Annotated in this window: 17 protein-coding genes and 3 tRNA genes; 4 read left to right on the forward strand and 16 right to left on the reverse strand. The window is 42.9% G+C overall.

All coding sequences use genetic code 11. The features are described 5' to 3' along the window. Window positions 1-300: 300 nt before the first annotated feature. The 13 genes from KZA12_RS03795 to KZA12_RS03855 all read right to left on the reverse strand — a co-directional run bounded on the left by KZA12_RS03795 (window position 301) and on the right by KZA12_RS03855 (window position 15,355). Window positions 301-1,125 (reverse strand): ComF family protein, encoded by an 825-nt coding sequence (locus KZA12_RS03795; protein WP_256932814.1) that lies wholly within the window; start codon window positions 1,123-1,125, stop codon window positions 301-303. Between the two features lie 111 nt (window positions 1,126-1,236). Then, a complete protein-coding gene (locus KZA12_RS03800; protein ID WP_201621738.1) occupies window positions 1,237-2,634 on the reverse strand; it encodes a phospholipase A in 1,398 nt (465 codons plus the stop codon). 437 nt (window positions 2,635-3,071) lie between these two features. Beyond that, window positions 3,072-5,294, reverse strand: coding sequence for a protein-disulfide reductase DsbD domain-containing protein (locus KZA12_RS03805; protein WP_218689281.1), 2,223 nt, complete (start codon window positions 5,292-5,294; stop codon window positions 3,072-3,074). A 162-nt stretch (window positions 5,295-5,456) separates the two neighbouring features. Then, the gene (locus KZA12_RS03810) at window positions 5,457-6,014 is read right to left on the reverse strand and encodes a protein-disulfide reductase DsbD N-terminal domain-containing protein (protein WP_218689282.1); all 558 of its coding nucleotides are present in this window, start codon (window positions 6,012-6,014) and stop codon (window positions 5,457-5,459) included. Window positions 6,015-6,369: 355 nt separating this feature from the next. Beyond that, complete coding sequence (gspG, locus tag KZA12_RS03815; RefSeq protein ID WP_306301021.1) at window positions 6,370-6,906, reverse strand: type II secretion system major pseudopilin GspG; 537 nt, start codon at window positions 6,904-6,906, stop codon at window positions 6,370-6,372. 603 nt (window positions 6,907-7,509) lie between these two features. Beyond that, on the reverse strand, window positions 7,510-8,712 hold the full coding sequence (gspF, locus tag KZA12_RS03820; RefSeq protein ID WP_201621735.1) for a type II secretion system inner membrane protein GspF: 1,203 nt from the start codon (window positions 8,710-8,712) through the stop codon (window positions 7,510-7,512). Between the two features lie 166 nt (window positions 8,713-8,878). Continuing rightward, window positions 8,879-9,952: a hypothetical protein gene (locus KZA12_RS03825; protein ID WP_218689283.1), complete on the reverse strand. Its 1,074-nt coding sequence runs from the start codon at window positions 9,950-9,952 to the stop codon at window positions 8,879-8,881. 307 nt (window positions 9,953-10,259) lie between these two features. Beyond that, complete coding sequence (locus KZA12_RS03830) at window positions 10,260-11,195, reverse strand: AraC family transcriptional regulator (RefSeq protein WP_201621734.1); 936 nt, start codon at window positions 11,193-11,195, stop codon at window positions 10,260-10,262. Window positions 11,196-11,496: 301 nt separating this feature from the next. After that, window positions 11,497-11,572 (reverse strand) — tRNA-His (locus tag KZA12_RS03835). 40 nt (window positions 11,573-11,612) lie between these two features. Next, a tRNA-Arg gene (locus KZA12_RS03840) sits at window positions 11,613-11,689 on the reverse strand. Window positions 11,690-11,773: 84 nt separating this feature from the next. Beyond that, window positions 11,774-11,850: transfer RNA gene (locus tag KZA12_RS03845), tRNA-Pro, on the reverse strand. Between the two features lie 187 nt (window positions 11,851-12,037). After that, window positions 12,038-13,693, reverse strand: a complete 1,656-nt coding sequence (locus tag KZA12_RS03850) for an McrC family protein (RefSeq protein ID WP_218689284.1) — start codon at window positions 13,691-13,693, stop codon at window positions 12,038-12,040. A gap of 165 nt (window positions 13,694-13,858) precedes the next feature. Continuing rightward, the gene (locus KZA12_RS03855; RefSeq protein ID WP_218689285.1) at window positions 13,859-15,355 is read right to left on the reverse strand and encodes an McrB family protein; all 1,497 of its coding nucleotides are present in this window, start codon (window positions 15,353-15,355) and stop codon (window positions 13,859-13,861) included. Between the two features lie 321 nt (window positions 15,356-15,676). On the opposite strand from KZA12_RS03855, the gene KZA12_RS03860 reads away from it, so the two are divergent. Both KZA12_RS03860 and KZA12_RS03865 read left to right on the forward strand, forming a co-directional pair. Further along, window positions 15,677-16,378 carry a DUF4442 domain-containing protein gene (locus KZA12_RS03860; RefSeq protein ID WP_218689286.1) on the forward strand — a complete coding sequence of 234 codons (702 nt, stop codon included), beginning with the start codon at window positions 15,677-15,679 and terminating at the stop codon, window positions 16,376-16,378. A 91-nt stretch (window positions 16,379-16,469) separates the two neighbouring features. Further along, window positions 16,470-16,994, forward strand: a complete 525-nt coding sequence (locus KZA12_RS03865; protein ID WP_256932815.1) for a RidA family protein — start codon at window positions 16,470-16,472, stop codon at window positions 16,992-16,994. Window positions 16,995-17,118: 124 nt separating this feature from the next. Here KZA12_RS03865 and gspE read toward each other — a convergent pair whose 3' ends face one another. Continuing rightward, on the reverse strand, window positions 17,119-18,633 hold the full coding sequence (gene gspE / locus KZA12_RS03870) for a type II secretion system ATPase GspE (RefSeq protein WP_218689287.1): 1,515 nt from the start codon (window positions 18,631-18,633) through the stop codon (window positions 17,119-17,121). Window positions 18,634-19,112: 479 nt separating this feature from the next. On the opposite strand from gspE, the gene KZA12_RS03875 reads away from it, so the two are divergent. Both KZA12_RS03875 and KZA12_RS03880 read left to right on the forward strand, forming a co-directional pair. Beyond that, window positions 19,113-19,946, forward strand: coding sequence for a thiazole synthase (locus KZA12_RS03875; protein WP_218689288.1), 834 nt, complete (start codon window positions 19,113-19,115; stop codon window positions 19,944-19,946). 132 nt (window positions 19,947-20,078) lie between these two features. After that, on the forward strand, window positions 20,079-21,476 hold the full coding sequence (locus KZA12_RS03880) for a wax ester/triacylglycerol synthase family O-acyltransferase (RefSeq protein ID WP_201621727.1): 1,398 nt from the start codon (window positions 20,079-20,081) through the stop codon (window positions 21,474-21,476). 240 nt (window positions 21,477-21,716) lie between these two features. Here KZA12_RS03880 and KZA12_RS03885 read toward each other — a convergent pair whose 3' ends face one another. Together KZA12_RS03885 and dxs are read right to left on the reverse strand one after the other, a co-directional pair. Further along, on the reverse strand, window positions 21,717-22,544 hold the full coding sequence (locus KZA12_RS03885) for an inositol monophosphatase family protein (protein ID WP_201621726.1): 828 nt from the start codon (window positions 22,542-22,544) through the stop codon (window positions 21,717-21,719). Window positions 22,545-22,775: 231 nt separating this feature from the next. Next, window positions 22,776-24,827 carry a 1-deoxy-D-xylulose-5-phosphate synthase gene (gene dxs, locus KZA12_RS03890; protein ID WP_218689289.1) on the reverse strand — a complete coding sequence of 684 codons (2,052 nt, stop codon included), beginning with the start codon at window positions 24,825-24,827 and terminating at the stop codon, window positions 22,776-22,778. Window positions 24,828-25,136: the final 309 nt, after the last annotated feature.

Here is a 25,136-nt window from a genome sequence, read left to right on the forward strand (position 1 = left end):
ATTTAATGGTTGTTACTAAAGCGTTAATATTTAACAGTTTGTATTGAAGAATTTATACCTAAGGGCTGCAATTTTCATTCCAGCATATTTATAAATACCCATAGAGTAGTAATGACTGCTGAAATCGTAAAGCAATTTGCTTAATAACAGCTATCAGTAATGCTAATAGGAATTAAAATTAACCACTGAACTTTTATAAAAAATACGACAAATGTCTACTATTTAGCATAGCTAAAAAAATGCTACGAGTTAACAGTGCTACGCATAGCAGTGCAAGGTTAGTTACCCTGACTAAAGTAGCTAAAGGGAGTCATTACTGCCATGGGCGATAGCGTAGGCAGTCATGTGGTAGGGAGTGTGAATAGAGGGGTTGTTAATAGAAGGATGCTCAGTAGAGGCATGCTCAGCAGAGTTGTTTATGAGTTGGCGGCTAGAAGGTTGAGAGTGTGCATGTAAGGTAGTTGCCAATGCTTGCAAACTAGCACCAGTAGTCGCTATATCGTCAAATAATAATAAACGTTTGACGGTTGGTGACTTAGTGACTGCAAAAGCGTTATCTAAATTACTCAGGCGTTCAGCGCGAGTTAAACCTTGCTGACTAAGCGTACTGTCTGTGCGCTGCACTCCTTTCCATAAGGGAATCTGCCAGTGTTTGGCCAAATATGCTGATAGGATAGTTACTGGGTCGAAACCACGCTTGCGCAAGCGACTGTTAGTAGTAGGCATAGGTACGATGACGCTATTAGCATGATGACAGCCTTTGGGCCGTGGTAACTGCCGTAAAATATGGACTAGGAGAGGTAATTTACTGATATCTTCATAGTGCTTAAAAGCACGAAAAGCAGGACGAATAGGATAGTGGTAGTAAGTAGCTGCCTGAATAGGCAAAGAGATAGCTGGCGCAATATCGACAGCAAAAGAAGGGGGTAGCCAGACTATACTATCTTGACAATGGCTACATAGCAGTCCGCTATTAAGGTAATGAGTTAGGCGGGTTACAGGATTAGTGACAGTCTCAATGGCATTAATTACCAGCCTGCTCGGCTGAATATGGCATAGCTGACAGCGTCTATTAACATATTCTGCTATAGAGATACCTGCTTGATAAGGGGCCATTCTGTGCATAGAAGCTCCTTATCAATTAGGGTGGATGTGGTTATCTGTAGCTAAATAAACAGGTTCAAGCGCAAGCAATTGCTAACTGGCTCAAACTCTGTTTTGTATAAGCGGGTGACTCTAAAACCCTTTCCAGTCGTTAAGTACTATCCCGACACCAACAGCTGTAGTCTCATGGTTATAGTCAATGATCGACTCACCATAACCTTGGAATAACTGCACATAGCCATTGACGTTCTTAGTCAAAGGATAAACGTAATCAATTTGAGCTGCGCCTTTGTTAGTGCTGGTATTATAGCGGAGGGTACCACTTATGCTCTGTTGCTTAGGTAAATCATACAAGAACTTTACATCGCCATGACCCATAAAATCTTCGATATCAGCATTATCTTCACTAGATTCATCTTCATTTTTTACGCGCGCCCATATTCGTGGCACGATAGAGAACTTGCCCCATTCAGCCCCGCCCATTAGATATATTCGGTTCCAAGAGCGTGATACTGGTTCAGACTTGCCGTTTGAATGATGCATAGCCCCTAGCCCTAACATCCGTAAACGCCCACCAAAAGGTAGATTTGCGGTTACAGGCTGAGTCAGGAAAATCTCTGGCTGGTAATCAGTGGCTCTAAAAGGGCGTGAGTTATCTTCATTATAAACTTGCCAATGCGAATCTTGGGTATAACCAAACCATAAGTCAGCATTAGTACCAAATAAATCTTCGGCAACTTTGGATTTTAGCGATAACTGAAACTTTAACTCAGTGTTGCGAATGTCATTAGAAGTGAATTCTCCTCCATCTAGTGACGGGCTATTTGGGCTTAGATTAGGCTTAGCCGTATAAAATAGTGGCAACACATAGTTTGGGTTATGGGGACGAATGGTCCAAGTACCGCGCTCGCTGTTTTTATCGAGATCATAAGCCAAACTTAATGGCGTATACTTTTCAAGATCAGTTTGCGTGACCCCAGCATCCTCTAACACTTTAGCTTCATTTTTGGTCAAGCCTACAGTGCTTAATGGCTCGTTATCAGCATCTTGATTGGCCAGTAATCGATCCGTATTCTGCTCATTATCAAGATCCGTATCTACTGTCAATACCACTTGCGGACTACCCGATATCGTGGTCTTGAGGGTTTTTACTAAGTCTAGTGACTGTTTTGTCGCTAGATTAGTTTCGCCTTGATTGGCCACTTTATCGAAACAAGCTAAGCGTGCGCCATCAGTCTGTACTTGCGTGCAGTCAAAGAATAGCTGGGTTTGCTTAGCTACCAATTCTTCACTAGCCGTTTTTTGGCTACTAACAGGCGTACTAGGGGTTTTTAGGCGATTATAGATAACTTTTGGTGCCTTATTATCTTGTTCGACTAACACATCTGATACTGATAATTCGTTATAAGTTTTACTAGTTGCTGCTTGCGCTGAAAACGCAAAACAGCTGAGCGTCACACCAATGGCGATACTTAAATAAGTAGGCAAAAAAGTCACGCTGTGGCGCGGTGAGATAAAATCGGCAGACATAGAGATCCTTTATCTTAACTGGCGGTAGCGCCAACAGATGGTCTAAAAGATAGGAAAAACAGGTGAATTGGAAAATCTTATAACGCAATAGCCGTTAATAAACCAACACTATAGCATGTTGAAATTGTTACTTTATTGTAATGAATATATATCTACTATACTAGCTTTATCACATATTTAATGTGCCAGCCTATAGTGCTTTAGTCGGCAGCATTGCGGTTAGTTATAGTACTAAGTCACTATTAGATCTCAGTGATCCCCTTTGTTTCTAACTCACACAGCCGATTTAATCACTATATTTTGATAGCTAGTGCGCTGTTAGTAGAGAGATAATTATAGTTTAAACTTCATTAGCAAAAATTTGACAAAAAAAGCCAGCAACTATTTTAATAGCGCTGGCTGATTCTTACTTTCACTAGCGAGGTAGTGGTTTTGGCTTATTTATTCAAAGTAGTTAAAGTCTGTTCGAACTCTTCACGGCCTATTTCGCCAACTTGTTTATTCACCAGTTCACCGTCTTTATAATACAGCAACGTCGGCGGACCAAATAGCTTATAACGAGCCAAGATAGCTTTTGAGTCTTCATTGGTATCTGTAATATCTAAGCGCACTAATTGCCAGCCTTGCATCTGTGCTGGACGACTAGTAAACAAATTCTTATCCATAATCCGGCATTCGATACACCATTCAGCAGTGACATCCACTAACACTTTAGCATTAGCAGCAGTGATGACATCCAGCTCTGCTAAGGTAGTAATATTCTTATCAGTAGCATTACTCGCTGCTAGCTCTTGATTGCCTGCTCCACCAGCTGCTTGGATCATCATCGGTGCAGCTCCTAACGATTCTAAGGGGTGTAAACTATCATCGTTACCTAAAGCGGCGCCAATAATTAAAGTTGCCGCCCAAATACCAGCGACTAACCCTAATGCTTGCGTAAGCATCCGGCCTTTGCCCAACCAGCTCCAAGCCCAAGTAGCGACTACCATAAACCAAAGTGCCCAAACTAATAGCATAAATGACGATATAAATACGCGCTCAACTAATAGCAATGCCACCGCAAATAGTAATAAAGAAAAGCCTACTTTGACCCAGTTCATCCACTCGCCAGCTTTAGGCATGATGCTACCTTGAGTCGCCCCAATTAGGATAAGTGGCGCTGATAAACCAAAGCCCAACATAAATAAAGCGGCAAAACCTAGCAGTGGACTACCAATAGTGGAGACCGCCAGTAAGGCACCAAATAGGGGTGCTGATACACAAGGCGATACAACTAGTGCCGATAAAAAGCCAGCAGCTAGACTGCCCCCAGCGCTACCCAATTTACTATCACCAGCTTGGCTTAAGCCTTGCATTTTACTAGTAATGAAACGTGGCAAACGTATAGTAAACACCCCGAGCATATAGAGCGCTAATAATACGAAAATAATAGCAAAGCTAATCAATATTATTGGGTTCTGTAGCCAACCGATGATACCTAGAGACTCACCGAATACCGCAATCACGGCTCCCAAGATACCATAAGCGATAGCAACCCCTACCGCATAGCTAGTAGTCAGTATCACCCCTTTTTTGACCGTTGGATTCTGCTGACGAGCAACGATGTTTGCCACGATAGGTAACATCGGTAGCACACAAGGGGTAAATGCCAAGCCAAGACCAGCTAAAAACAATAACAATAATGCCAACCAAGGGTGGCTTGCTAGTCCAAATGGATCACTTTCTGATAAGCCGTTATTGGCCTCAGTAGCATTAACCTCATCCCCTACTGGACTACTGTCAGCGCCAGACATAGTGCTAGTGTCAGTGTCAGTGTCAGTGTCAGTGTCAGTGTCAGTGTCAGAGATAGTACTAGTCTCAGTATCCGCCCCAGAGATACTGTCCGTTGCAGTATCTGCGCCGGAGATAGTACTAGTGTCTGCAGCAGATATAGTTGCAGTATCCGCACCGGAGATGCTAGTGGTGCCTTCAGTATTAGCAGATTCTACAGCCTCATCATTTGCAACAACTGCTGGCTCAGCGCTAGCGTTTTTTGCTGGGGAGCTAACAACGGCTGTTACCGCAGCGGCCTTAATAGTATTAACAGGCGCTGATTTTTGTGGGATAGCAGCAATACTAACGGTAGTTTTGATCTTTTCAGGAGGATAACAAAGACCTGCTTTAGCGCAGCCTTGCCAGCCAACAACTACCGCTGCGCTAGTTATACTTTTGCCATTAGTGCTAGTTAAGGTAGTGGTCGCTTCCATATTGGCTTGATCAAATACTGGCACTTTGCCAAAAGTTGGATCATCAATTAATACGGCAGTGCGATTAAAAGTAAAAGGTGCTGCAATCACACCAGCTGGCAGAGTTAACTTCAGCTGATCTCTATAGACATAATGTCCAGGCGTGATAGTGAAATTCACTGCTAAACTTGTGCCTTTAGCTGAGGCTTTACTGCTACTAGTGACTTTAAAAGCTTGCTCTACTGGCAAGAATTTTGACTGAGTAGCGCTTTTATCATTACTAAACAAATCGCCTAAGCCGGCAGCTTGGCTAGTCGTAGCGCCCATCCCAACCGTTAGTACGCTGCTAGCAATAGCAAAAGCTAATAAATAAGACTTTTTACTAGCAGTAGGCGTTATTGCTACTGATGATGGTTTTGGCGTCTTTCTAGACATGAAGGCTACCTTGTTATTACCGATTAGTACTGATTAATAGTGAAACTGTAGATATTGATACAGGATACTTACTTACAGCTTTTATTGCCAATGATTGCGTAGCTACTAAACTAATAGCTACGCCATTAATAGCGATGTAGATGCTAGTCATTGCGCTAGGTATTATTTACGGGCTGGAGCTATATTTACAGTAGTTTTGATCTTTTCAGGTGGATAACAAAGACCTGCTTTGGCACAGCCTTGCCAGCCAATCACTAGGGCAGCATTTTTTATAGGCTTGCCATTAGTAGAAGTCAAAGTAGTAGTCGCCACCATGTTTCTTTGAGTGAATACTGGTACTTTACCAAAAGTCGGATCATTGATGGATACGGGCGACTGACTAAACTTAAAAGGCGTAGCACGCACACCCTTAGGAAAAGTTAGGGTCAAACGGTCTTTATAGACGTAGTGGCCAGGAGTAATGTCAAAGTTAATAGACAATACCGTACCTTGAGTGCTGGCTTTATTACTACTAACGACTTGAAAAGCTTTATCAACAGGAAGAAACTTCGACTGTGAAGCAATTTGGTCATTACCAAATAAATCACTCAAACCAGCAGCTTGCGTAGTCATAGTGGTAGCGCTTAATCCGGCTACTAGAGAAATACTAGTCAAGGCCAACAGCAAGATAGAAGATTTTTTGCTGCTTGCGGTTTTGGGTATTGATTTTTGTGTGAACATGGAGGGCTACCTTTTATTGCTGATGTTTAGAGCGGTTTATAGTTAGATATGATCTATAAAAATTTATAGCGCTATAGCGGTTATGGGTTAGAACTGTGGTTTTAGTTTTATAATCATGAGGGCGATTGTTACTGATTCAACTGTAGGTTATATAAACCCTGTCATTGCTAAACGCTTCGGTAAGAATCTTATTAAACCCACTGTACTAAAACGCTCATAAAAAATATCAACCAATAACTCGTTACTGGTTGATATTAGGCGTCTGTCTATCAAGCTATGAGTTACTAGCTATTGACTCTCAATTGATAGCAAGCAGCGATAGCTATCTGGCTGGCTGGGTATCTATAGTTTATAACTATAACTGAGCATGGATATCAGCATCTAGGCCTTCACCGCCTTGCTGATTATCGCCTCCCAAAGAGAACAAGTCATAAGGCTTACCCTCAGCACCAGGAGCCACATACTGCATTTCATTCTCCCAACCATCGGTTGGATAACCGCCTTTGATATAACCACCTTCAGGGTAGTTCTTAGCATCTGCTGGCGGTGTAGTTAGCGCATCCAAGCCTTGGGCTGTGGTTGGGTAGCGGGAGTTGTCCACTTTGTACATGTCTAGAGCGTTAGAGACAGTAGCTAGCGCCGTTTCCGTGGTTTTGACTCGTGCCTTGTCGCTTTGTCCTACCACTTTTGGTACTACTAAGCCTGCCAAGATAGCCAAAATAACAATAACTACCATAATCTCAATCAGGGTAAATCCTGACTGCTGGCGATGAGTAGGTAAAATTATAGTGCTAGTTTTATTTATAATTTTTAGCTGAGTATTGTCTATAGCCTGTTGCTCAAAACAGCTTGCTTGGCTTGGCTTACATTGGCTTTGCTTAAATATAGTCATCACTGATGTCGTCACTCTTGTAGTAGTTCATACTGAAATAAATAATTAGACCTTAGTCACTATAGACCATGGTTTTAAATTTATCTACCTTTGTTCTCTACCTCTGACAGCTATTATTGATACCTTATTGGTCTTTAATGCTATCAGTGATTACTCATTACTAAAACCACAGCTATACATGACAACAACCTGACATTGGCCACTATAAACCAATGAATTGGCTAGTAATAGTAAAAACCCTTATCAAGCATCAATCTAATACAGTAAGTAAAGCTTAAGAAACCTAAAGCTAAATTAAGTAAAACATCTGTAATAGAAAGTATAGGAATGCCGTCGCTGCTCAGTACTAGATACAGGCTTACTGCTGGGTGCTATTCATCTAGATTTTGCCTGCAGATCCCTGTCGAACAGCCGTCGAAGCTATTGATGCTATTTGGGACTTTAGCGGTAAATATCCGCTATATAGAGGAGTGAGTCTAAAGGGGTGGTTAATGAGGATTAATTATACAAGGGTTATAGGCCAGCTATAATCTTTAGAAGATATTGACTGATTTGACTGGGCCATTTTCGCTATTGAGTCAACTTAGTGCGCCGTAGTAGGTATCAGCCTGCTAAGTCATTCATATTAACGATAGGTAGCATGACGGCCATGACGATAATCATTACTACTACCCCCATCAGCACTAACATTAGCGGCTCTAGTAAGGATAATAAAGTACTAATAAAATTCGTGGCTTCAGCTTCTTGCATGTTTGCCGCTCGACTAAGCATGTTTTCAAGCTCGCCTGAGTTTTCGCCACTTTTGATCATCTGTACCATCATCGGTGGAAAATAACTGGATTTTTCCAATTGGCTGGATAAGCTTGCCCCTTCAGTAACCCGATCAGCGGCGGTAATGATATTGCGTTGAATATGTAAGTTAGTAGTAACAGCCGCACCAATGTGTAGTGCTTCGATTAGCGGTACGCCTGAGCGCACTAATATCGCCAGAGTACTAGCGAAACGCGCCGCATTAAGACCTTTAGATAAACGTGCCAATATCGGCAATCTGAGGACTAAGCTATCTAAGGTTAGCTTGCCTGCTTGCGTCTGCGCAAAACGATAGAATAATAAGCTAATACTGGCTAAAACTATCAGCATTAACCACCACCATTGAGTGATTAAGTTAGACAAGGACAGCACGATTTGAGTGATTAATGGTAGCGCTTGCTCAGATTGCTCAAATACCTTGACTATTTTGGGGACTACAAAGCTCATCAAACCCATAATCACCGCCAAAGCCATAACCATCAAGACGATAGGATAAACCATAGCACCTTGGATCTTCTTTTGCAGTGCAAAGCGGTTTTCGGTGTAATCTGCCAGCTGATTAAGGATCAGATCAAGGTGTCCAGATTTCTCCCCAGCAGCAATAGTAGCAATGTATAGCGGTGGGAAACTGGCGGCTTGTTGTAAGGATCGAGCTAAACTCAAGCCCTCTAGTACATGCGCACGCACCGCTAGCATCAAAGACTTAATATGGGTCTTGGGGGATTGTTTGGCGACAGCAGCGAGGGTTTCTTCTAGGGGAATGCCGGCCGCAAGTAGGACTGATAATTGACGGGTCAGTAGTGCCAGCTCATAAGCAGAGGGTTTCTTATAGCGGCTTTTATGTTTACTGTGCTTATCATTGACAGCGCTAACATCGACTGGGGTCCACTGCTTATCACGTAGCTGCTGACGTATTTGTCGCGCAGAATCACCCTCAAGCAAGCCTTTTTGAACGGCTCCTTGATCATCAAGGGCCTTATAATGATAAGCAGGCATAGCTTTGATTATCCTAAAGCAAGTGGGCAAAAGACGGTAGCGATTAGCTCTTTTATACCTAGCGCTCAACCGTTTGTAGATAAATCGTCAGTTCATAATTAGTTAATAGGTAGATTGCCATTAAATAGTCAAACGGCAACTGGCGCTTTAGGAGCAAAACCTATAGTCAAAAAAGAGGCGTCGGATCACTGCTCTCAGGCATTACTCCTTGCAATAATAAAACATCTAAGTGCTGCTGTTGTAGTTTTTTATCAAAATCATTAACCTCAGCGATCAACATTCTTTCAATACGCTTATCAGAAGCATAAACACTTAACCTGGCACAGATAACCGCCAGCTGATAAATACGTTTTTTGCAGTAGCCATCAAGTCCTTGAAGTAAGCGCACCATATAAGGAGTGTCAAGGCTAGCATAATCAAAATCCAGTACCACATGCTCGCCAAGTGCAGTCACCCCATAATTAATAGACAGATGAGCACAGAAATAACAGCTGAATAAATAACCGACCACATGACCAATATAATAGCCACGATCATAAGTAAAGCTACTAACGCCAAAATGACTGAGCACATAACTGTTAAGACTAGCTAAGTCGGCTATCGGCTTCAAGTGTTTGAGCTTGCCAACAGTAGGCATACTTAGAGGATTGTGCCCATCTTGCGCCGTCAATTGCCAGCCTGCGGGCTGTTGAGCGGGCATATGACGCACTATATCAGCGATGATGTCATCCACTACATGCAGCTGCTGCCACAAACGCTCGATGGCATCGATATCGATAAGCCCACGTTTATCTAGCTGCTGTGCTAGTAAATATTGCTGATATTCTACAAATTGCGTTTTTAGATTTTGGACTAGATAAGTTGGCCGACTACTAGCAGAGGCTTGATACAATAACCGAGTACGCTGATGCTGGCGATGATAAAGCGCTAAACGCTGCTCAGCGACCGTTAATTCGATAGTATCTTTGTTAATCTCAGCATCAACTAAATTGACAGCAGCGGCACTATTAATAGCAGCGCTCACATCCGTATTAACATTAGCACTAAACGCTTCAGGCAAAGTGAACAACGCTAACAGCTCAGCTTTATTCAATACTGCTGACGCTAAGCTCAGCGAATCGTGTTGCGTAGTAGTCAAGTCTTCACAGCCAAGCCCCTCTACGATAATGTCGGCAGTTGCGGCCTCATTGCTATTGGTAAGCGCTACTTTGGCGCTGCTCTTCAAAATGGGTCGAGTCATAACTTACTATCACCAGTCAAAAATGTAGATTGTCTAAATAGCGATCATACAATATATATGAGTGAATTAACTGCTCTATAGTACCTTAACTGACTTAGCTTGTCAGCTGTGCTACTAGCAAAGACTCAGCCAGCAGCAATTGCTTTAACAGCGACAAAAAAATAGCGTTAAGGCTTAAAAAACACCTTAACGCTATGGCTTTAGTAGCTTGCCTCAATAGTCAAAGCTACTGACTAAGAGCCATTGATCCGTGTAAATAAAATAGAACTACTAGGCCGTGTTGAACCTTCGATCACCGCATCGATCCTTAGGAGATTAGCTTTTGGCGATACTTCTGACGATAAGCTTTTGGCGAAACCCCATAAACGCGTTTGAATGCTTGGCTAAAAGTTGAGTCTGAAGCGTAACCTACTAACTCACTAATCCGGCTAATGCTGTTCTGTTGCAAGCGTAAATAGCGTGCTGCTAGCCGTAGTCGGTAATCAATCAAGTAAGTCAGTGGCGGCATGCCCACTACGTCCTTAAATCTTTGCGCAAAGCTCGATCGTGACATGCCAGCGACTTCCGCAAGCCTATGAATAGTCCAGTTATTATTAGGCGCATCATGCATCGCTGCTAGTGCTTTGGCCAGATAGGGATCTTTCATGGCTTGTAACCAGCTGTCTGTAGCCTCAGGCAAGCTCTCTATATAAGTGCGTAAACATTCAATCATCATAATACTAGCCCAATGATTGATCACCGCTGTCTTGCCCATACGCTGATGCTCAGACTCTAAGGCTAATAGCTTAACCTCTACATCCATAACGCCGAAGCGACCATCTGATTTGACCCCTAGCTCTGGCAACATAGAGGGTAATACTGATAATAAAGGACGAATCATTTGTTTATCGTACTGGCATTCAATCAATATTAAGCAAGCATTGTTATCATCGCCACTATTAAGTTGCAGGATATCACTGTCATCAATAGTCAGTAAGTCATCTAAAGGTTTGGCGTTATCGCCATTGTGATGTGACGCATAACTCACGTGCTGAGTGGCGTTAGAAATCATAATCGTATCACCAGTATTCGCTTGTCGTACTTCATTGCCTATATCAATACAGAAGCTACCAGATAGTACTAAATAAAACATAATAGTGTCTTTTCTAGAAAAAGAATAAGACCAATCACCACAACCATTTAAACGGTGATATTTTGTTTCAATCAAATGCACTTCTTGTAGTAATACACTCAGTGCGTCCATAACCTACTTCCTTAATGGTGTCTTGACTGATTAGTCAACCATAGCAAAATAAACTACTCAATAGCCATCATACAAGGTAAATCGCTTATTTTGGACTTTAAGTAAGAATATAAGTACGCTGCATATCGGTTAAATTTAGAGGGGTAAATATAGCAAGGTTTGATAAATGAGGCTGATGACCAATACTTTAAATATACTGGCAATTGAGAGTAGAGGGAGCAACTAAAAACGCAGACGAAAAAAAATGCCAAAAGAGGCAAATGGTGTTTTATAAATTTAATGAACTATACAGAATAAAATATGGGGCGACTGATGGGACTCGAACCCACGACAACCGAGATCACAACCCGGGGCTCTACCAACTGAGCTACAACCGCCATAACTGTTGCCAATAATAGGCAATATTTTCAGGCTAAATGGTGCGCCTGGCAGGATTCGAACCTGCGGCCACCTCCTTAGAAGGGAGATGCTCTATCCAGCTGAGCTACAGGCGCTCTTAAGGGCTTTTTACCTATCTAGGCTTATAAACAACTAAACCTTTATACATAAAAAAAAGCCTGTAAGGCTCTTAAAATAGATGGTCGGAGTGATAGGATTCGAACCTACGACCCTCTGGTCCCAAACCAGATGCGCTACCAAACTGCGCCACACTCCGATGTTCTCTATTACCTCGATAAAACGATTGTATTAACTGGTTAATAGTGCTGCTAACTGGTTAACGTTCCTCGCTATCGAGGTGCACATATTAAGGGCTTATGGCCTCCCTGTCAACACCTATTTTCAATTATTTTAAAATAAAAGCTATTTTTTTATTAAAACCGCAATTCTATGGCTAATAGGCTCTACTTTGTCACTAGCGGCCAGTCATTTAAGGTGGCGGTTAGGACATTAAACGGCATTAGCCATAACTCTGCCTGCTGGCTACGGTCAGAGTGCTCTGTAGCCCTGTGCTGTTTCAACACAGTAGGTCGGTGAATATTATTAATACTGGCATTAGCAACCGGATAAACTAACCAGACTTGCTCAGCTTGATAAGCTTGGGCATAGCTGGTCAGCTGGTAGGCGTCACTGGCACTGATAGCTGATGGCTGTGCTAAAGCCTTCCATTTTATATCGATCACGTGACTACAGTTAAAAGAGTCTTGAGCACCATTGAGCTGGTGATGATGATTTTGATCAACAGCATTGTCAGCATTGTTATTGGTATTAAGATGAGTATTGTTGCAAAAACCATTGACGCTATCAGCATCACGACTATCACTCGTACTAGTAAACCGCTTGCCAATCAAAAGATCGGGGCGCATAGACAAACAATTTTGACCCCACTTATCTCTTAGCCAACTGTGCTGCGACTGATATATGGTTTGATAATTAGTATCGAGCTGCTCAAAACTCATAGCGATGCGTAAACTGGCCCATTGCTCAAAAGCTTGGTTCATGTTGAATAATATGCATAGCCTTGGCTGCCTAGCTGCCGCCAGAGCACTGTTGTTGGCTCTCAGGCTGTTACCTACCTGCACAGCTAGCTGCTGCCTCTGTAGCAGCCAGTAGGCCCACTCTAATAACTGCTGAGCGCTTTGCAGCTGTTCACGTGCTAAGGGTTGCATAGCTAGCTGGCGCTTCGCTGATAAATATAAACTATCGAGCTGGCGCAACTCGTATTGATTACAGGCCGTTACCGCTTGCCAAGCCAGTAGCGGCTGTGCTGGCAAAATCCTTATTGAGCCATTAGAGTGCTCAGAGCACGATGATCGAACCACCAGCGGCTCAAGCAATACTAAAGCACTCTTTATCAAGCGATTGCTGAGCATGTCTATACTCAAACTACTAACTTCGCTGACGAACTTATGCGGCTGCCTAGCATTGCGTCGCAGTTGTTCTTTAATCAGTAATTTACCTTGTAGCCTGCTCTTGTTCTGAACAATTGCCTGATAATGATGGGCTGGCCGATAGCGTGGTAGTAGCTGTAAAAACTGCTTTACTAGCCACTCAGACAAAGGTAAAGGCTGCATCGGTAAGGAGGGCAAAGGTTGCAAGTTAGTACTGATTTGAGCTAAGTTTTTACGATGCGGTAACCTGTTATTATCCTTGTCGAATAGATCACTGAGCATTTGCTGCACCCACTGTCGGGTAAGCGCTATATCATAAGTGCTTGTGCCATTAGTGCTGGCGTTATGGTCAGTAGCGATAGGCTTAGGCAGTATCTCAAGAGTCATACCACTAGGGAGCATGATGACACCGATGTAATGCCCTACTTTTAGTTGCCACTGCCCACGCTGGCGCTTCAAACTGAAGACCTCAAACTCTTGCGCTAATAACCAACTAAAATCGCTAGCTTGGCTAAAGTCTTTTGCCGTCAAGCGTTGATGCTCAAACACACTAATAATTAAATTATTTAAAGTCTCTAAACCAATCTGTTGATGCTTGCTAGTCGATGGGCCACGTCTATTTACTGACGCAAGCTGGGGCTGACGGCTATTGATAGTATCTATTGGCATCTACGATTCATCCGTATCACTAGGGTTCTAGGTAACCGCATGTTTTTGAGTATTAGTATAGTTTTGGGTAGCAGCATGGTTTTGAGCATCAGCATAGTTGCTAATAGCTGGAAAACCTCACCCCCTATATACAGGTATTGATGATTTCTCATAGCTACTGTCGGATTAATATAAGCGTTGATAAACATTAGCCTTAGCGAAGGTACCTGTTCTAGCAACCAGCTGCGCATTAACTTGATAGCTGTTAGCGGCCATCGACTGACCTAACAGCGCCTGTTGGGTATTGAACATAGGGTCACTATAGACAGCTTGAATGTTAGTTTGACTATTAAAATGCGCCTGACTATCCTGAATAAACTGCGCATACAAAGGTTGCTGCTCATCATTAAATAGATACTGTAGTAATGCCAACTGTCCCCCCGTAGCTTGCGCCAATTGCGGGATAATCTGTTCAATAAGAGCGGTTTGTAACTGGCTAAGAGTCGTCACTGACCATAAAAAAGCATGACCCAATTGTGCCTCTGGCCCTAATATTTGTATGATACGCTGATTTAAACCAGTCAAAACTTTTGCTAAATCTATAACTGTCACTGCTTGCTCATTAGGAGCATTATTAGCAGCATTAGTTGATAGTTTAAGCGGGTTTGAAATCTCATTCTCTAGGCTATCAGGCACTTGGATAGTCGCTAATAATTCTGGCCGTGGCGGACAATCGATAAAGCGAAAACGGCGTCGCATCGCCATATCGAGTGGCGCTAAAGAGTGATCCTGAGTATTCATAGTGGCATAGATATCAAGATTATTAGGCACGGCAAAGGCTCGACCAGAATAGGCCAAATTCACTTGCATAGCTTGCTCTTGACCACTACGTTTATCTGGCTCAATTAGGCTTAGCAGCTCGCCGAATACTCGCGATACATTAGCACGATTGATCTCATCGATCAGCATCGCATAACGCCGCTCAGGATCATTAGCTGCCCGCTGACATAACTTTAAAAAAGCCCCATCTTGGATATCGTAGTGCATTTGACTGCTTTGCTGGTTCTGAGTACCGGCGCTGAGCACTGGGCGAATACCTTCCACAAACTCCTCATAACCATACGCTTGGTGGAAGCTGACCATACTAAAACGCTGACTACTTTGAGCGCTAGAGCTTTGGCCTTGTTTAGGCTGCTGCTCATCCTGCATTTGTTTAAGCTCAGTCAACTGCTGCGCTAAATCAGTCAGTAATGGCAAACTGTCTGCCAATAAATACCAAGCGCCACTCTCATCTTTATCGAAGTAAGCTTGGCTAGCACGGTTATCACAGCTGACGGTTTTAGAGTCTACTGGACTGTACATTTGTAGCACTGACCAAGCGGTATTATTAAGGTTTTTTGCTCGGGCATTTTGGGCCGCTTTAGCGATGAATAACTCATGCGCTACAATCTCAGGTACTTTTGCTAAATCCTGCTGCTCAGCTCGTAAATCCAGCATGACTAAACAGACGACTTCTCGCCAGCTCAGTGGCTGTAGCAGTTGCGCCAACAGTTGCTGATGGTCAATAACTGGCAACTGATCGGTGTACTGTTGAGCGATTTGTAGCAACTGATAAGTCTTGCCTGTACCAGCAACCCCCGTATAAATAACGTTAGTAGCAGTATTCACAGAAATGTCACGCATAATAAACCTAGCTGTTGAGAGAGATAGCACTTGCTTAAGGTACCTAGTAAAGCAAAAGAGCGCAAACGCAGTAACCTGTGGTTAATTAGAAATTAAAGTCTCCACTAAGGTTATTTTATAAGCGCAACAGTCTATGTTATGAGTATTAGTAAAGTGCCAGTTAATGCTACCATAGTTGTAATAGCATTGAGATACTAGCCTAGCTAAAGCTGGCCACATAAATCTAGATACTAATTAATAAATATCTTAATAATCATAGCATTACTGCTTTTATTGTATCAATTAACTGCTATCGTTTTGTTCAAATCCAAGGAATGCGCTATGTCAGAATTACTGAATAAACTATCCAACAAAGCCAAGTTACCTACCAAAATTGCGAAAGCTATTACTCCTCAAACAGAGGTTTTGAATGATAAACTGAAGCCGATTAGTAATCAGTTTACCAAACTATTATCAGTGACTAAATATCTGCCTGCCTCTGCACGCTCTACAGTATTATCTAAGGCTTTTGGCAAAGTGGTGCCTTATGTTGGCACTACTGGCGTGTATTATGAAACTGTTGAGCCTAATAAAGTAGTCGTCAGTCTAAATAATAGTAAAAACGTTCAGAACCATATCGGCTCTATTCATGCCGTTGCTATTACTTTACTCGCTGAAACGGCTACTGGTTTTATTCTTGGTTTGAACTTACCTATGGATCGAGTATTATTAATAAAGTCTTACTCCGTTAATTTTTATCGACCGCTTAAAAAAGGTCAAGTAGCGGCTATCGCTACTTTATCAGATGAGCAACGTCTGGAAATTCTAAATACTCCTAAAGGTGAGATGATTATCCCTTGCGTTATCAATGATCGGGAGTCCGATAGTGAGCGCGATCCTATAGTAGTTGAGATGACTTGGGCTTGGATACCTAAGTCTGAGCTTGAAGCTAGACGTGAAGGCAATAACAGTAACAGTAACAGTAACAGTAAAAACGTAAAACCAGCAGCGGACTCACAGTCGAATAGCGATTTGAATAAATAACTGCTGATATAAGTTGCGACTTTGTCGATCATTAAGCTCAACAACCATCATCAGAAAAGCAAATAATACTATTATAAATAAGGAAGCTTCTATGTTTAGCAACCCTAGCAAAATGACTAGCGCTGTAGTGCGTCGCTTAGCAGCCCCATTACTAGCAACTCCATTAATACCACTAATAATAGCCGCTGGCACGTTGAGCTTAGCTATCAGCGCCAATGCAGCCCCCACTACTGCTAATCCTACTTATAGCAAATCTGCACCGCTGTTCTTGGGTGATGGTGGCAAATACCCGTTCTCAGAAGCTGTACGAGTTGGCGATACTTTATATATGTCAGGTCAAATTGGCTTTAAAGATGGCAAGCTAGTTAAAGGCGGTATCAAAACTGAGACTAAGCAAGCACTAGACAATATCCAAATGGTATTGCTAGAGTACGGCTATCAAAAGTCAGATATCATCAAGTGTAGCGCTATGTTGACTGATATGGACGACTTTGGCGACTTCAATAAAGTCTATCAGAGCGAGCTGAGTAAGCCTTATCCAGCACGCTCAGCCTTTGGGGTTACAGAGCTAGCCGCTGGTGCTAGTGTTGAGATTGAATGTATTGCTGCAAAATAAATTTCGCTCAATAGTTTTATAGTTAAGCTTAATAACCAAGGCTTAACTATAAAAAGACTTTAGATAACCAAAGCTTTTCAATAAAAAGCCTTAAAATAAACACTGCTGTTAAATAACCACAGCGTCATCGAGCATCGAGCATGGCGCTTTCTTTAGTGACGCGTAGCACTTCCTCTAAAGTAGTACGTCCTGCCAGCACCTTACGTAGTCCATCAGCACGGATAGAAGGAGTGTTTTTACGCGCGTATTCCTCCAGCTCATACTCTGCGATATTACTATGAATCATTCGTCGCAAAGTATCATCCACAGGGACGACTTCATATAGCGCAGTACGTCCTTTAAACCCTGATTGATTACACTTATCACAACCGACCGCCTTAGGTATTTTTATTACGCTATCGATTGGCAGATCAATCTCGTTAAATAGCTTGGCTTGCTCAGGATCTGCTACTTGCCAACTATGACAATGGCTGCATAAAGTACGTACTAAACGCTGAGCGACTACCCCTATCAATGAGGATGACAATAAGAACGGCTCTACGCCCATATCTTGCAGACGAGTTACTGCACCGATAGCGGTATTAGTGTACAAAGTTGATAGGACTAAGTGACCGGTTAATGAGGCTTGCACAGCAATCTCAGCGGTCTCAAGATCACGAATCTCCCCGACCATAACTACGTCTGGATCTTGGCGTAACATAGCCCGCAAGCTCTTCGCAAAAGTCATATCAACTTTATTATTCACTTGTGTCTGTCCAATACCATCGAGCTGAAACTCAATAGGATCCTCAGCGGTCAAGATATTGCGAGTCTGATCATTAAGATCAGTTAAGCCTGCATACAAAGTAGTGGTTTTACCAGAGCCTGTAGGACCGGTGACTAAAATAATGCCGTGTGGCTGATAGATCAAGCGCTTAAGCTGTTGATAGTCGTCATCAGATAAGCCTAGATAGGTCATATTCAAGCGCCCAGCTTGCTTATCTAGTAGCCGCATCACTACTCGCTCACCAAAACTTGAAGGTAGCGTCGAGACACGAACATCGACTTCTCTGCCTGCTAACCTGAGACTGATACGACCATCCTGTGGTACTCGTTTCTCAGCGATATCAAGTTTAGCCATGACTTTGATACGAGATACTAGCAATGGTGCCAGCTGTCTTTTGGGAGTGATGATTTCTTTGAGCTCGCCATCGACACGAAAACGCACCACTAGACGCTTCTCAAAAGTCTCAATATGTATATCTGAGGCATTGAGACGAATCGCTTCTGACAGCAGTGCATTTATAAGACGAATAATAGGCGCATCATCTTGGCTGTCCATAAGATCTTCGGTTTCAGGAACACTATCCGCTAGGCTATCTAGGTCAGGATGATCTTCTAAACCAGCAGCAATATGTTGCGACTCGCCCGTGTTACCCGAATAAGCCGCATTCATGCGCTTTTCAAAATCCTCAGGACTGATGCTCTCGTAAGTCGGTACACTTGGTATACCTTGCTGCTGCAAAAACCGTACTGCTTCGTTGATAGCAGATAGCGGCGTCGCCTTAGTCAATACTAAGGTCGGCGGCAGCTCAGGATCAATAGCCAAAAGGATTAATAGCTGATGGCGCTTGGCAAAACTGTAAGGCAATTGCATCATAAGAAGGACCTGACAAAGAATGTTGGGTGGCTCAAGGTAAAGCAATACTCAGCGATTTGCGGGCATAGTTGCTTTATTTAACAGTTGCTTAATTCAACAGCTACTTTATTTGCTAGCTACTGCAATCATCGCCCTAATAAGCAACTAATAGCTAGTTATTAATGACTGTAACAATCAGCCAATAAATACTCTAACCACTCGCTAATAAACTTCCTAAAACCGGCTAATAAACCTCTATTTATTAACAAGCTAACTGTTGAGTGAAAAGGCAAAAAGAGTGGTCGTGAGTTTAGATGAGTTTGTTATAATAACATTTTGTTATACCTACAGCAGGTTATCAATAAACAGACTCTATGCTTTATTCGCTGAGTTGATAGCTGCCTATAGCGATCACTAATCGCTATAAAGGGCTGATTAATCCAGCCTAACTTTAGTCGCTGTTTTACTTTTATTGCCTATCCGTTATCAGGACTCTATCTATGTCACAAGCTAACACCCAAGAAGCCACTACTAATCAACAAAACTCATTAGGCTCAGACAGCTTTACAGTAGGCAGCCGTACTTTTTCATCACGATTGTTGGTTGGTACCGGTAAATATAAAGACATGAACGAGACTGGTGCAGCCATTGCCGCCTCTGCTGCAGAAATCGTTACCGTAGCTATTCGTCGAACTAATATAGGCCAGAACCGTAATGAACCCAATCTATTAGATGTAATCTCTCCAGATAAATACACTATTCTGCCAAACACTGCTGGCTGCTATGATAGTGATAGTGCCGTGCGCACTTGTAAGCTTGCTCGCGAGCTATTAGGAGGGCATAATCTAGTGAAGTTAGAAGTGTTGGGCGATGAGACTAGTCTCTATCCCAATGTTATGGAAACGCTAAAAGCAGCTAGAATTTTGATCGATGATGGTTTTGAGGTCATGGTTTATACCTCAGATGACCCGATAGTCGCACAAGAGCTTGAGAGCATGGGCTGCGTAGCTATCATGCCTTTGGGTAGCTTGATTGGCTCAGGTCTAGGTCTTCTCAATCGCCATACACTCAGCTTGATAATTGAAAATGCTAAAGTACCAGTGCTAGTAGATGCTGGCGTAGGTACGGCATCAGATGCCGCTATTGCCATGGAGCTTGGCTGTGATGGGGTGCTAATGAACTCAGCGATTGCCAATGCACAAAATCCGGTAATGATGGCGCAGGCGATGAAGCATGGGGTTTGGGCAGGACGCCAAGCATTTTTGGCAGGACGTATGCCGATGCGCAGAATGGCTACTGCCAGCTCACCGCAAACTGGCTATTTTTTCCAATAAAAACTTTGCAATAACAAGTTGGTAGGTAACTGCTTTCGATAAGCTGTCCACTGCCAACTTGGCTAAAATTTTTTAGTAAATTTTTATAAGTTATCATCTCATTAATTACTAATCGCCGTAAAAGGACTTATTATGCGACTTATGACCGCCGTTGATCAATTATTTTTACTGTTAGAGTCGCGCAAACAACCTATGCATGTCGGTGGTTTGTTTTTGTTTGAGCTCCCTGAAGATGAACAAAGTGCCGATAGCGATTTTGTTTATAAATTAGTGCAGCAGATGCAGACCTCAACGGTGCCGCCAAGTTTTCCTTTTAACCAAGTGCTAGAAAATTTAATTTTTTGGAAACAAGACGATCAGTTCGATGTTGAACATCACTTCCGCCATGTCGCGCTACCTAATCCTGGTCGGGTGCGTGAGCTATTGATGTACATATCGAAAGAGCACAGTCGCTTGCTTGATCGCGCTATGCCGCTATGGGAGTGTCATGTCATCGAAGGGATCTTACCTGAGTTCGAAGGTAGGCCTGGGCGCTTTGCTTTATACTTTAAAATCCACCATTCTTTGGTTGATGGTATTGCTGCCATGCGCATCGTTGAAAAGGCATTGTCACAATCACCAACCGAACCGATGACGTTGCCGCTATGGTCGCTGATGACTCGTCATGGCAATAAAGCTGAAAGAGTGCAGCCTGCAGCACGTTCAGTTATACGCATCATCAAAGAGCAACTGTCTACTATCAAACCGGTATTCACTGAGCTAATAGACAATCTAAAGCATAGTGGCGATATCGATTATGTTGGCACTTTTGATGCGCCTATGAGTATACTTAATCAACGTATTTCAGCCTCGCGGCGTATCGCAGCGCAGTCTTATGATATTAAGCGTTTTTATAGCATCGCTGATAGCTTTGAGATGAACCAGAATGACGTGGTGCTGGCAGTTTGTTCAGGAGCGATTCGTCGTTATTTATTGGATATGAATGCCCTACCCACTAAGCCACTGATAGGCTTTGTACCGATGTCATTGCGTTGTGATGATAGCGACTCTGGCAATCAAATCTCATTTTTGATGGCCAATTTGGCGACTCACTTAGACGATCCAGTAAAGCGTATGCAACTGATTCATGACAGTATGAATAGTGGTAAGCGTCGCTTTCGCCGAATGAACCAAGCACAAGTTATCAATTACAGTGCCGTAGCTTATGCTTGGGAAGGACTAAATGTATTCACCGGGCTGTTCCCTAGAAAGCAGGCTTTTAACTTAATTATCTCCAATGTACCGGGTTCCAAAAAGCAGCTGTACTGGAATGGCGCACCGCTCAAAGCCTTGTATCCCGCTTCTATTCTAGTAGATGGACAAGCGTTGAACATTACTCTGGCTAGTTATCAAGACAAAATTGAATTTTGTATTACCGCTTGTAGTAAAATCTTGCCTCATGTGCAAGATATGCTAGCATTGATCGAAGAAGAGCTGAGCTTGTTAGAAAGTATCAGTGAAGAGAAACGTTTGGGCTTACGTGAGAAGTAGTCATTGCCCAGTATTGAATCGCTAATATTTAAGGTTAAACACTCAAGTTTCATTAACACTGTTTCGGTAATAAGCCTTTAGTAATCACCTTAAGTAACAATTTTAAGTAACAATTTTAAGTAACAACCCTTCAATAACCGGCTTTGAGCCTTAATTAGCCGCACAAAAAAGCTGACTCTATTAAAGAGTCAGCTTTTTTTATAAACACTATCTAGCTTTTAGCAGTCGCTAAATAATCGCTTAAACTGCATCGCCCCAGATAGGCACAACTACTTGCATCAAAGGCTTTAACAACTTGATATTACAAGCAAAAATTGAGCCTGTAGTCATAGAGTTATGAGCACCGGTATGATCAACTACAGTACCGCGAGCTTCAGTAACGATCAGCTCACCAGCAGCAATATCCCACGGCTTAATCGACATCTCGAAATAGCCATCAAGACGGCCAGCAGCGACATAACATAGATCTAGCGCCGCTGAACCTAAACGACGAATTTGACCACCTTCTTCAGTAATCTTCAATAAGCTGTCAAAATGCTGTTTAGCATAAGAAACCACTTCATTGTTACGTGTACGCTCTAAAGGATGACCGGTAGTAAATAGACCGCCCTCAATAGTTTTGCGCTCACTGACGTTGATCCGGCGCTGATTTAGACGAGCGCCTTTACCACGGCTAGCAGAGAACATCTCGTCACGGACAGGATCATAGACTACGCCATGTTGGGTAACGCCTTTGTGTTGAACGGCAATAGACACACAAAACTGTGGAATACCATGCACAAAGTTTTTGGTGCCATCAAGAGGATCAATAATCCAGCACCAGTCAGCATCTTCGCCGCGACCTTCTTGCATGCCGAACTCTTCACCTAAGAACGAATGAGTAGGATAGCTACTCTTCAAGGTCTCAATAGTCAACTTTTCGCTAAAGCGATCGATACGCGTTACTAGCCCATCTAAACCTTTTGACTCAATATCAAATTCAACTTTATGGCGGTTTTGATGCGCGTATAAAATCTCTTTACCAACTTTTTCAGCAGCACGCGCTGCGATGACAACCATGGGTTCCATAAATAACCTGTCTGTTTGAGGAATAAAAAACGAAATAGTGTTTAAGCTGTAAAATAATATAACTCTAAAGAGATGATCTATAAAGTTTTTTGCTTTTAAAGCGCTGTGAAATTATTACCTAGTGGCTCTAATAACAGCGATTTTAGCAACCGTAAGTTTAACAACAATTGCTATAAAAATAATGGCTGTAATAGCAGCCCACTATTTAGTAGGCGCCTATTACAGCCACTATCAGACTACTAGGGCTTGTAACTGGGCAACCACACCAGTCGTATCTAAACCAGCATCAACTAACTGCTCTAAAGGTGAACCATGAGCCAAAAAGCTATCAGGAATACCAATATTAGCAATAGCCGGTCTATTAGCCTTAAAGGCCGGCGAGCTATTTAGCAAATACTCATTTACCGCACTGCCAGCGCCGCCCATAATCACATGCTCTTCTACAGTAGCAATGTGGGTGACTCCTTGGCTAATCAAGCTCTCTAACAGTTGAGTGTCTAGAGGTTTGACCCAGCGCATATTGACCACTTGGACTTGAATATCAGTATGACTATCCATCAGCATAGCAGCAGCTTGTTGCGCTGTCGCAACTAAAGTACCAAAGGCTAAAATCGCCAGCTTAGTGACCGCATTATCTGCGCCTAATACTAACTCCACTACTCCGCGCCCTATTGGATATTGCTGTGCTGGTAGCTCAATAGCAGCGCCTACCCCATTACCACGTGGATAACGTACGGCACTACAGCCTTGATACTCATAACAAGTATTCAATAGATGGTAGCACTCGTTTTCATCTTTAGGGGCAGCAATTAGTATATTAGGAACACAACGCAAGAAGGCAAAATCAAATATTCCTGCGTGAGTTGCCCCATCTTCCCCCACCAAGCCAGCACGATCGATGGCAAAGGTTACATCCAGATTCTGTAAGGCCACATCATGAATGAGCTGATCATAGCCGCGCTGTAAAAAGGTGGAATAAATAGCTACTATAGGCTTAACACCTTGAGTAGCCATCCCTGCCGCTAGGGTCACTGCATGCTGCTCAGCAATCGCCACATCGAAAAAACGCTCAGGATATTGACGAGCGAAGTCCGTCATTCCCGAGCCTTCTTCCATAGCCGGAGTAATGGCCAGCAGTTTATCATCCTGTGGCGCTTTGTCACACAAAAACTGTCCAAATACTTGCGAATACTTCAGAGGCGTTTTTTGCTGCAAGTCAGGCTTAGTCTGCAAATCTTTCACACTGTCAACAGCGGCTACTTTACCTATGGCATGAAAGCCAACAGGATCTGCTTCAGCAGGCGCAAAGCCTTTGCCTTTAGTAGTATAGATATGAACTAATACTGGGCCTTTTATCTGCTTGGCTCTACCTAATACCCGCAGAAGCTCCGGCAAATTATGACCGTCAAATGGGCCAAAGTAGGTAAAGCCAATAGCTTTAAATAAATTATCTTCAATCTTAGGCACCTCACGATGCTGCTTATGACGTTTGCGTCGATCGAAGTCCTGCATGCTAGGGCGCTGACGCAGAACTGGTTCACCCGTTTCTGAAATATCAACTTGATAGCCGGACTCCCACAACATCGCTAAATGCCGTGAAAAGCCCCCTATCGAACAAGATATAGACATATCGTTATCATTAAGGATAACCAATAAATCAGCATCTTGTTGCACCGCATCATTCATCGCTTCAAAAGCCATGCCACCGCTCATAGCACCATCACCGATAATACAAGCGACTGTCTGCTCACGCTTTTGGTAACGCAAGGCTAAGCTCATGCCTAGGCCGGCTGAAATAGAAGTCGATGAATGACCTACCCCAAAGGTGTCGTAGATAGATTCTGCACGCTCAGGAAACGCCGTTAGGCCCGCCTTAGCACGAATACCAATGAGTTTTTCACGGCGGCTGGTCAGGACTTTATGACCATAAGCTTGATGACCTACATCCCAGACAATCTGATCACGCGGTGCATCTAATAAATAATGCAAAGCAATAGTAAGTTCAACCACGCCCAAGTTGGCACCGAAATGACCGCCACTTTGACCAACTGCATATAATAAAAACAAGCGTAACTCGTCAGCTAGAGTGATTAGCTTATCGGTAGATAACGTCTTAAGGTCAGAGGGATTATCGATACTATCCAATAACAAGGTCTGAGGACGTGTATGCGGAATCGTCACATAAGTCTGTTGCAAACCGTTTAGGTGTGCAGCAGACTCAGTAGCTGATGACGTCGAAGTAGACGCTGACCGAGACTGTGGGGAATGAGGTGACTGCTGCATAAACCGTGCTATACCTACCAATCTGCTGACAAGGTGCCGCCTTACCCTATCAAATGCGCTCCGTTATCGTTATGATGCGGAGACATGGATATTCTACAATCTTGACAATAGCGGCATAAAGCTTGCAATTATTGATTGTAGATAACGATATGTTTAGTGCATCGCCACTAATCATTTATAGTAAGACTCAATAATAAACACTGTTGCTGAGTATTCATACTAAATGTTGATGACGATACAGTAATGTAAGGGCAAAGACTCGGGACTGTATCTGTTAAAATAGTATGGCATAATAGCATTTTTTTTAGC

This window comes from Psychrobacter sp. BF1, assembly GCF_019279065.1.
Classification (GTDB): Bacteria; Pseudomonadota; Gammaproteobacteria; order Pseudomonadales; family Moraxellaceae; genus Psychrobacter; species Psychrobacter urativorans.

Excerpts from the sequence above, each read along its gene's own strand:
- KZA12_RS03795 (WP_256932814.1), bottom strand. The coding sequence starts at position 1,125 with ATGCACAGAATGGCCCCTTATCAAGCAGGTATCTCTATAGCAGAATAT.
- KZA12_RS03800 (WP_201621738.1), bottom strand. The coding sequence starts at position 2,634 with ATGTCTGCCGATTTTATCTCACCGCGCCACAGCGTGACTTTTTTGCCT.
- KZA12_RS03805 (WP_218689281.1), bottom strand. The coding sequence starts at position 5,294 with ATGTCTAGAAAGACGCCAAAACCATCATCAGTAGCAATAACGCCTACT.
- KZA12_RS03810 (WP_218689282.1), bottom strand. The coding sequence starts at position 6,014 with ATGTTCACACAAAAATCAATACCCAAAACCGCAAGCAGCAAAAAATCT.
- gspG (WP_306301021.1), bottom strand. The coding sequence starts at position 6,906 with ATGACTATATTTAAGCAAAGCCAATGTAAGCCAAGCCAAGCAAGCTGT.
- gspF (WP_201621735.1), bottom strand. The coding sequence starts at position 8,712 with ATGCCTGCTTATCATTATAAGGCCCTTGATGATCAAGGAGCCGTTCAA.
- KZA12_RS03825 (WP_218689283.1), bottom strand. The coding sequence starts at position 9,952 with ATGACTCGACCCATTTTGAAGAGCAGCGCCAAAGTAGCGCTTACCAAT.
- KZA12_RS03830 (WP_201621734.1), bottom strand. The coding sequence starts at position 11,195 with ATGGACGCACTGAGTGTATTACTACAAGAAGTGCATTTGATTGAAACA.
- KZA12_RS03850 (WP_218689284.1), bottom strand. The coding sequence starts at position 13,693 with ATGCCAATAGATACTATCAATAGCCGTCAGCCCCAGCTTGCGTCAGTA.
- KZA12_RS03855 (WP_218689285.1), bottom strand. The coding sequence starts at position 15,355 with ATGCGTGACATTTCTGTGAATACTGCTACTAACGTTATTTATACGGGG.
- KZA12_RS03860 (WP_218689286.1), top strand. The coding sequence starts at position 15,677 with ATGTCAGAATTACTGAATAAACTATCCAACAAAGCCAAGTTACCTACC.
- KZA12_RS03865 (WP_256932815.1), top strand. The coding sequence starts at position 16,470 with ATGTTTAGCAACCCTAGCAAAATGACTAGCGCTGTAGTGCGTCGCTTA.
- gspE (WP_218689287.1), bottom strand. The coding sequence starts at position 18,633 with ATGATGCAATTGCCTTACAGTTTTGCCAAGCGCCATCAGCTATTAATC.
- KZA12_RS03875 (WP_218689288.1), top strand. The coding sequence starts at position 19,113 with ATGTCACAAGCTAACACCCAAGAAGCCACTACTAATCAACAAAACTCA.
- KZA12_RS03880 (WP_201621727.1), top strand. The coding sequence starts at position 20,079 with ATGCGACTTATGACCGCCGTTGATCAATTATTTTTACTGTTAGAGTCG.
- KZA12_RS03885 (WP_201621726.1), bottom strand. The coding sequence starts at position 22,544 with ATGGAACCCATGGTTGTCATCGCAGCGCGTGCTGCTGAAAAAGTTGGT.
- dxs (WP_218689289.1), bottom strand. The coding sequence starts at position 24,827 with ATGCAGCAGTCACCTCATTCCCCACAGTCTCGGTCAGCGTCTACTTCG.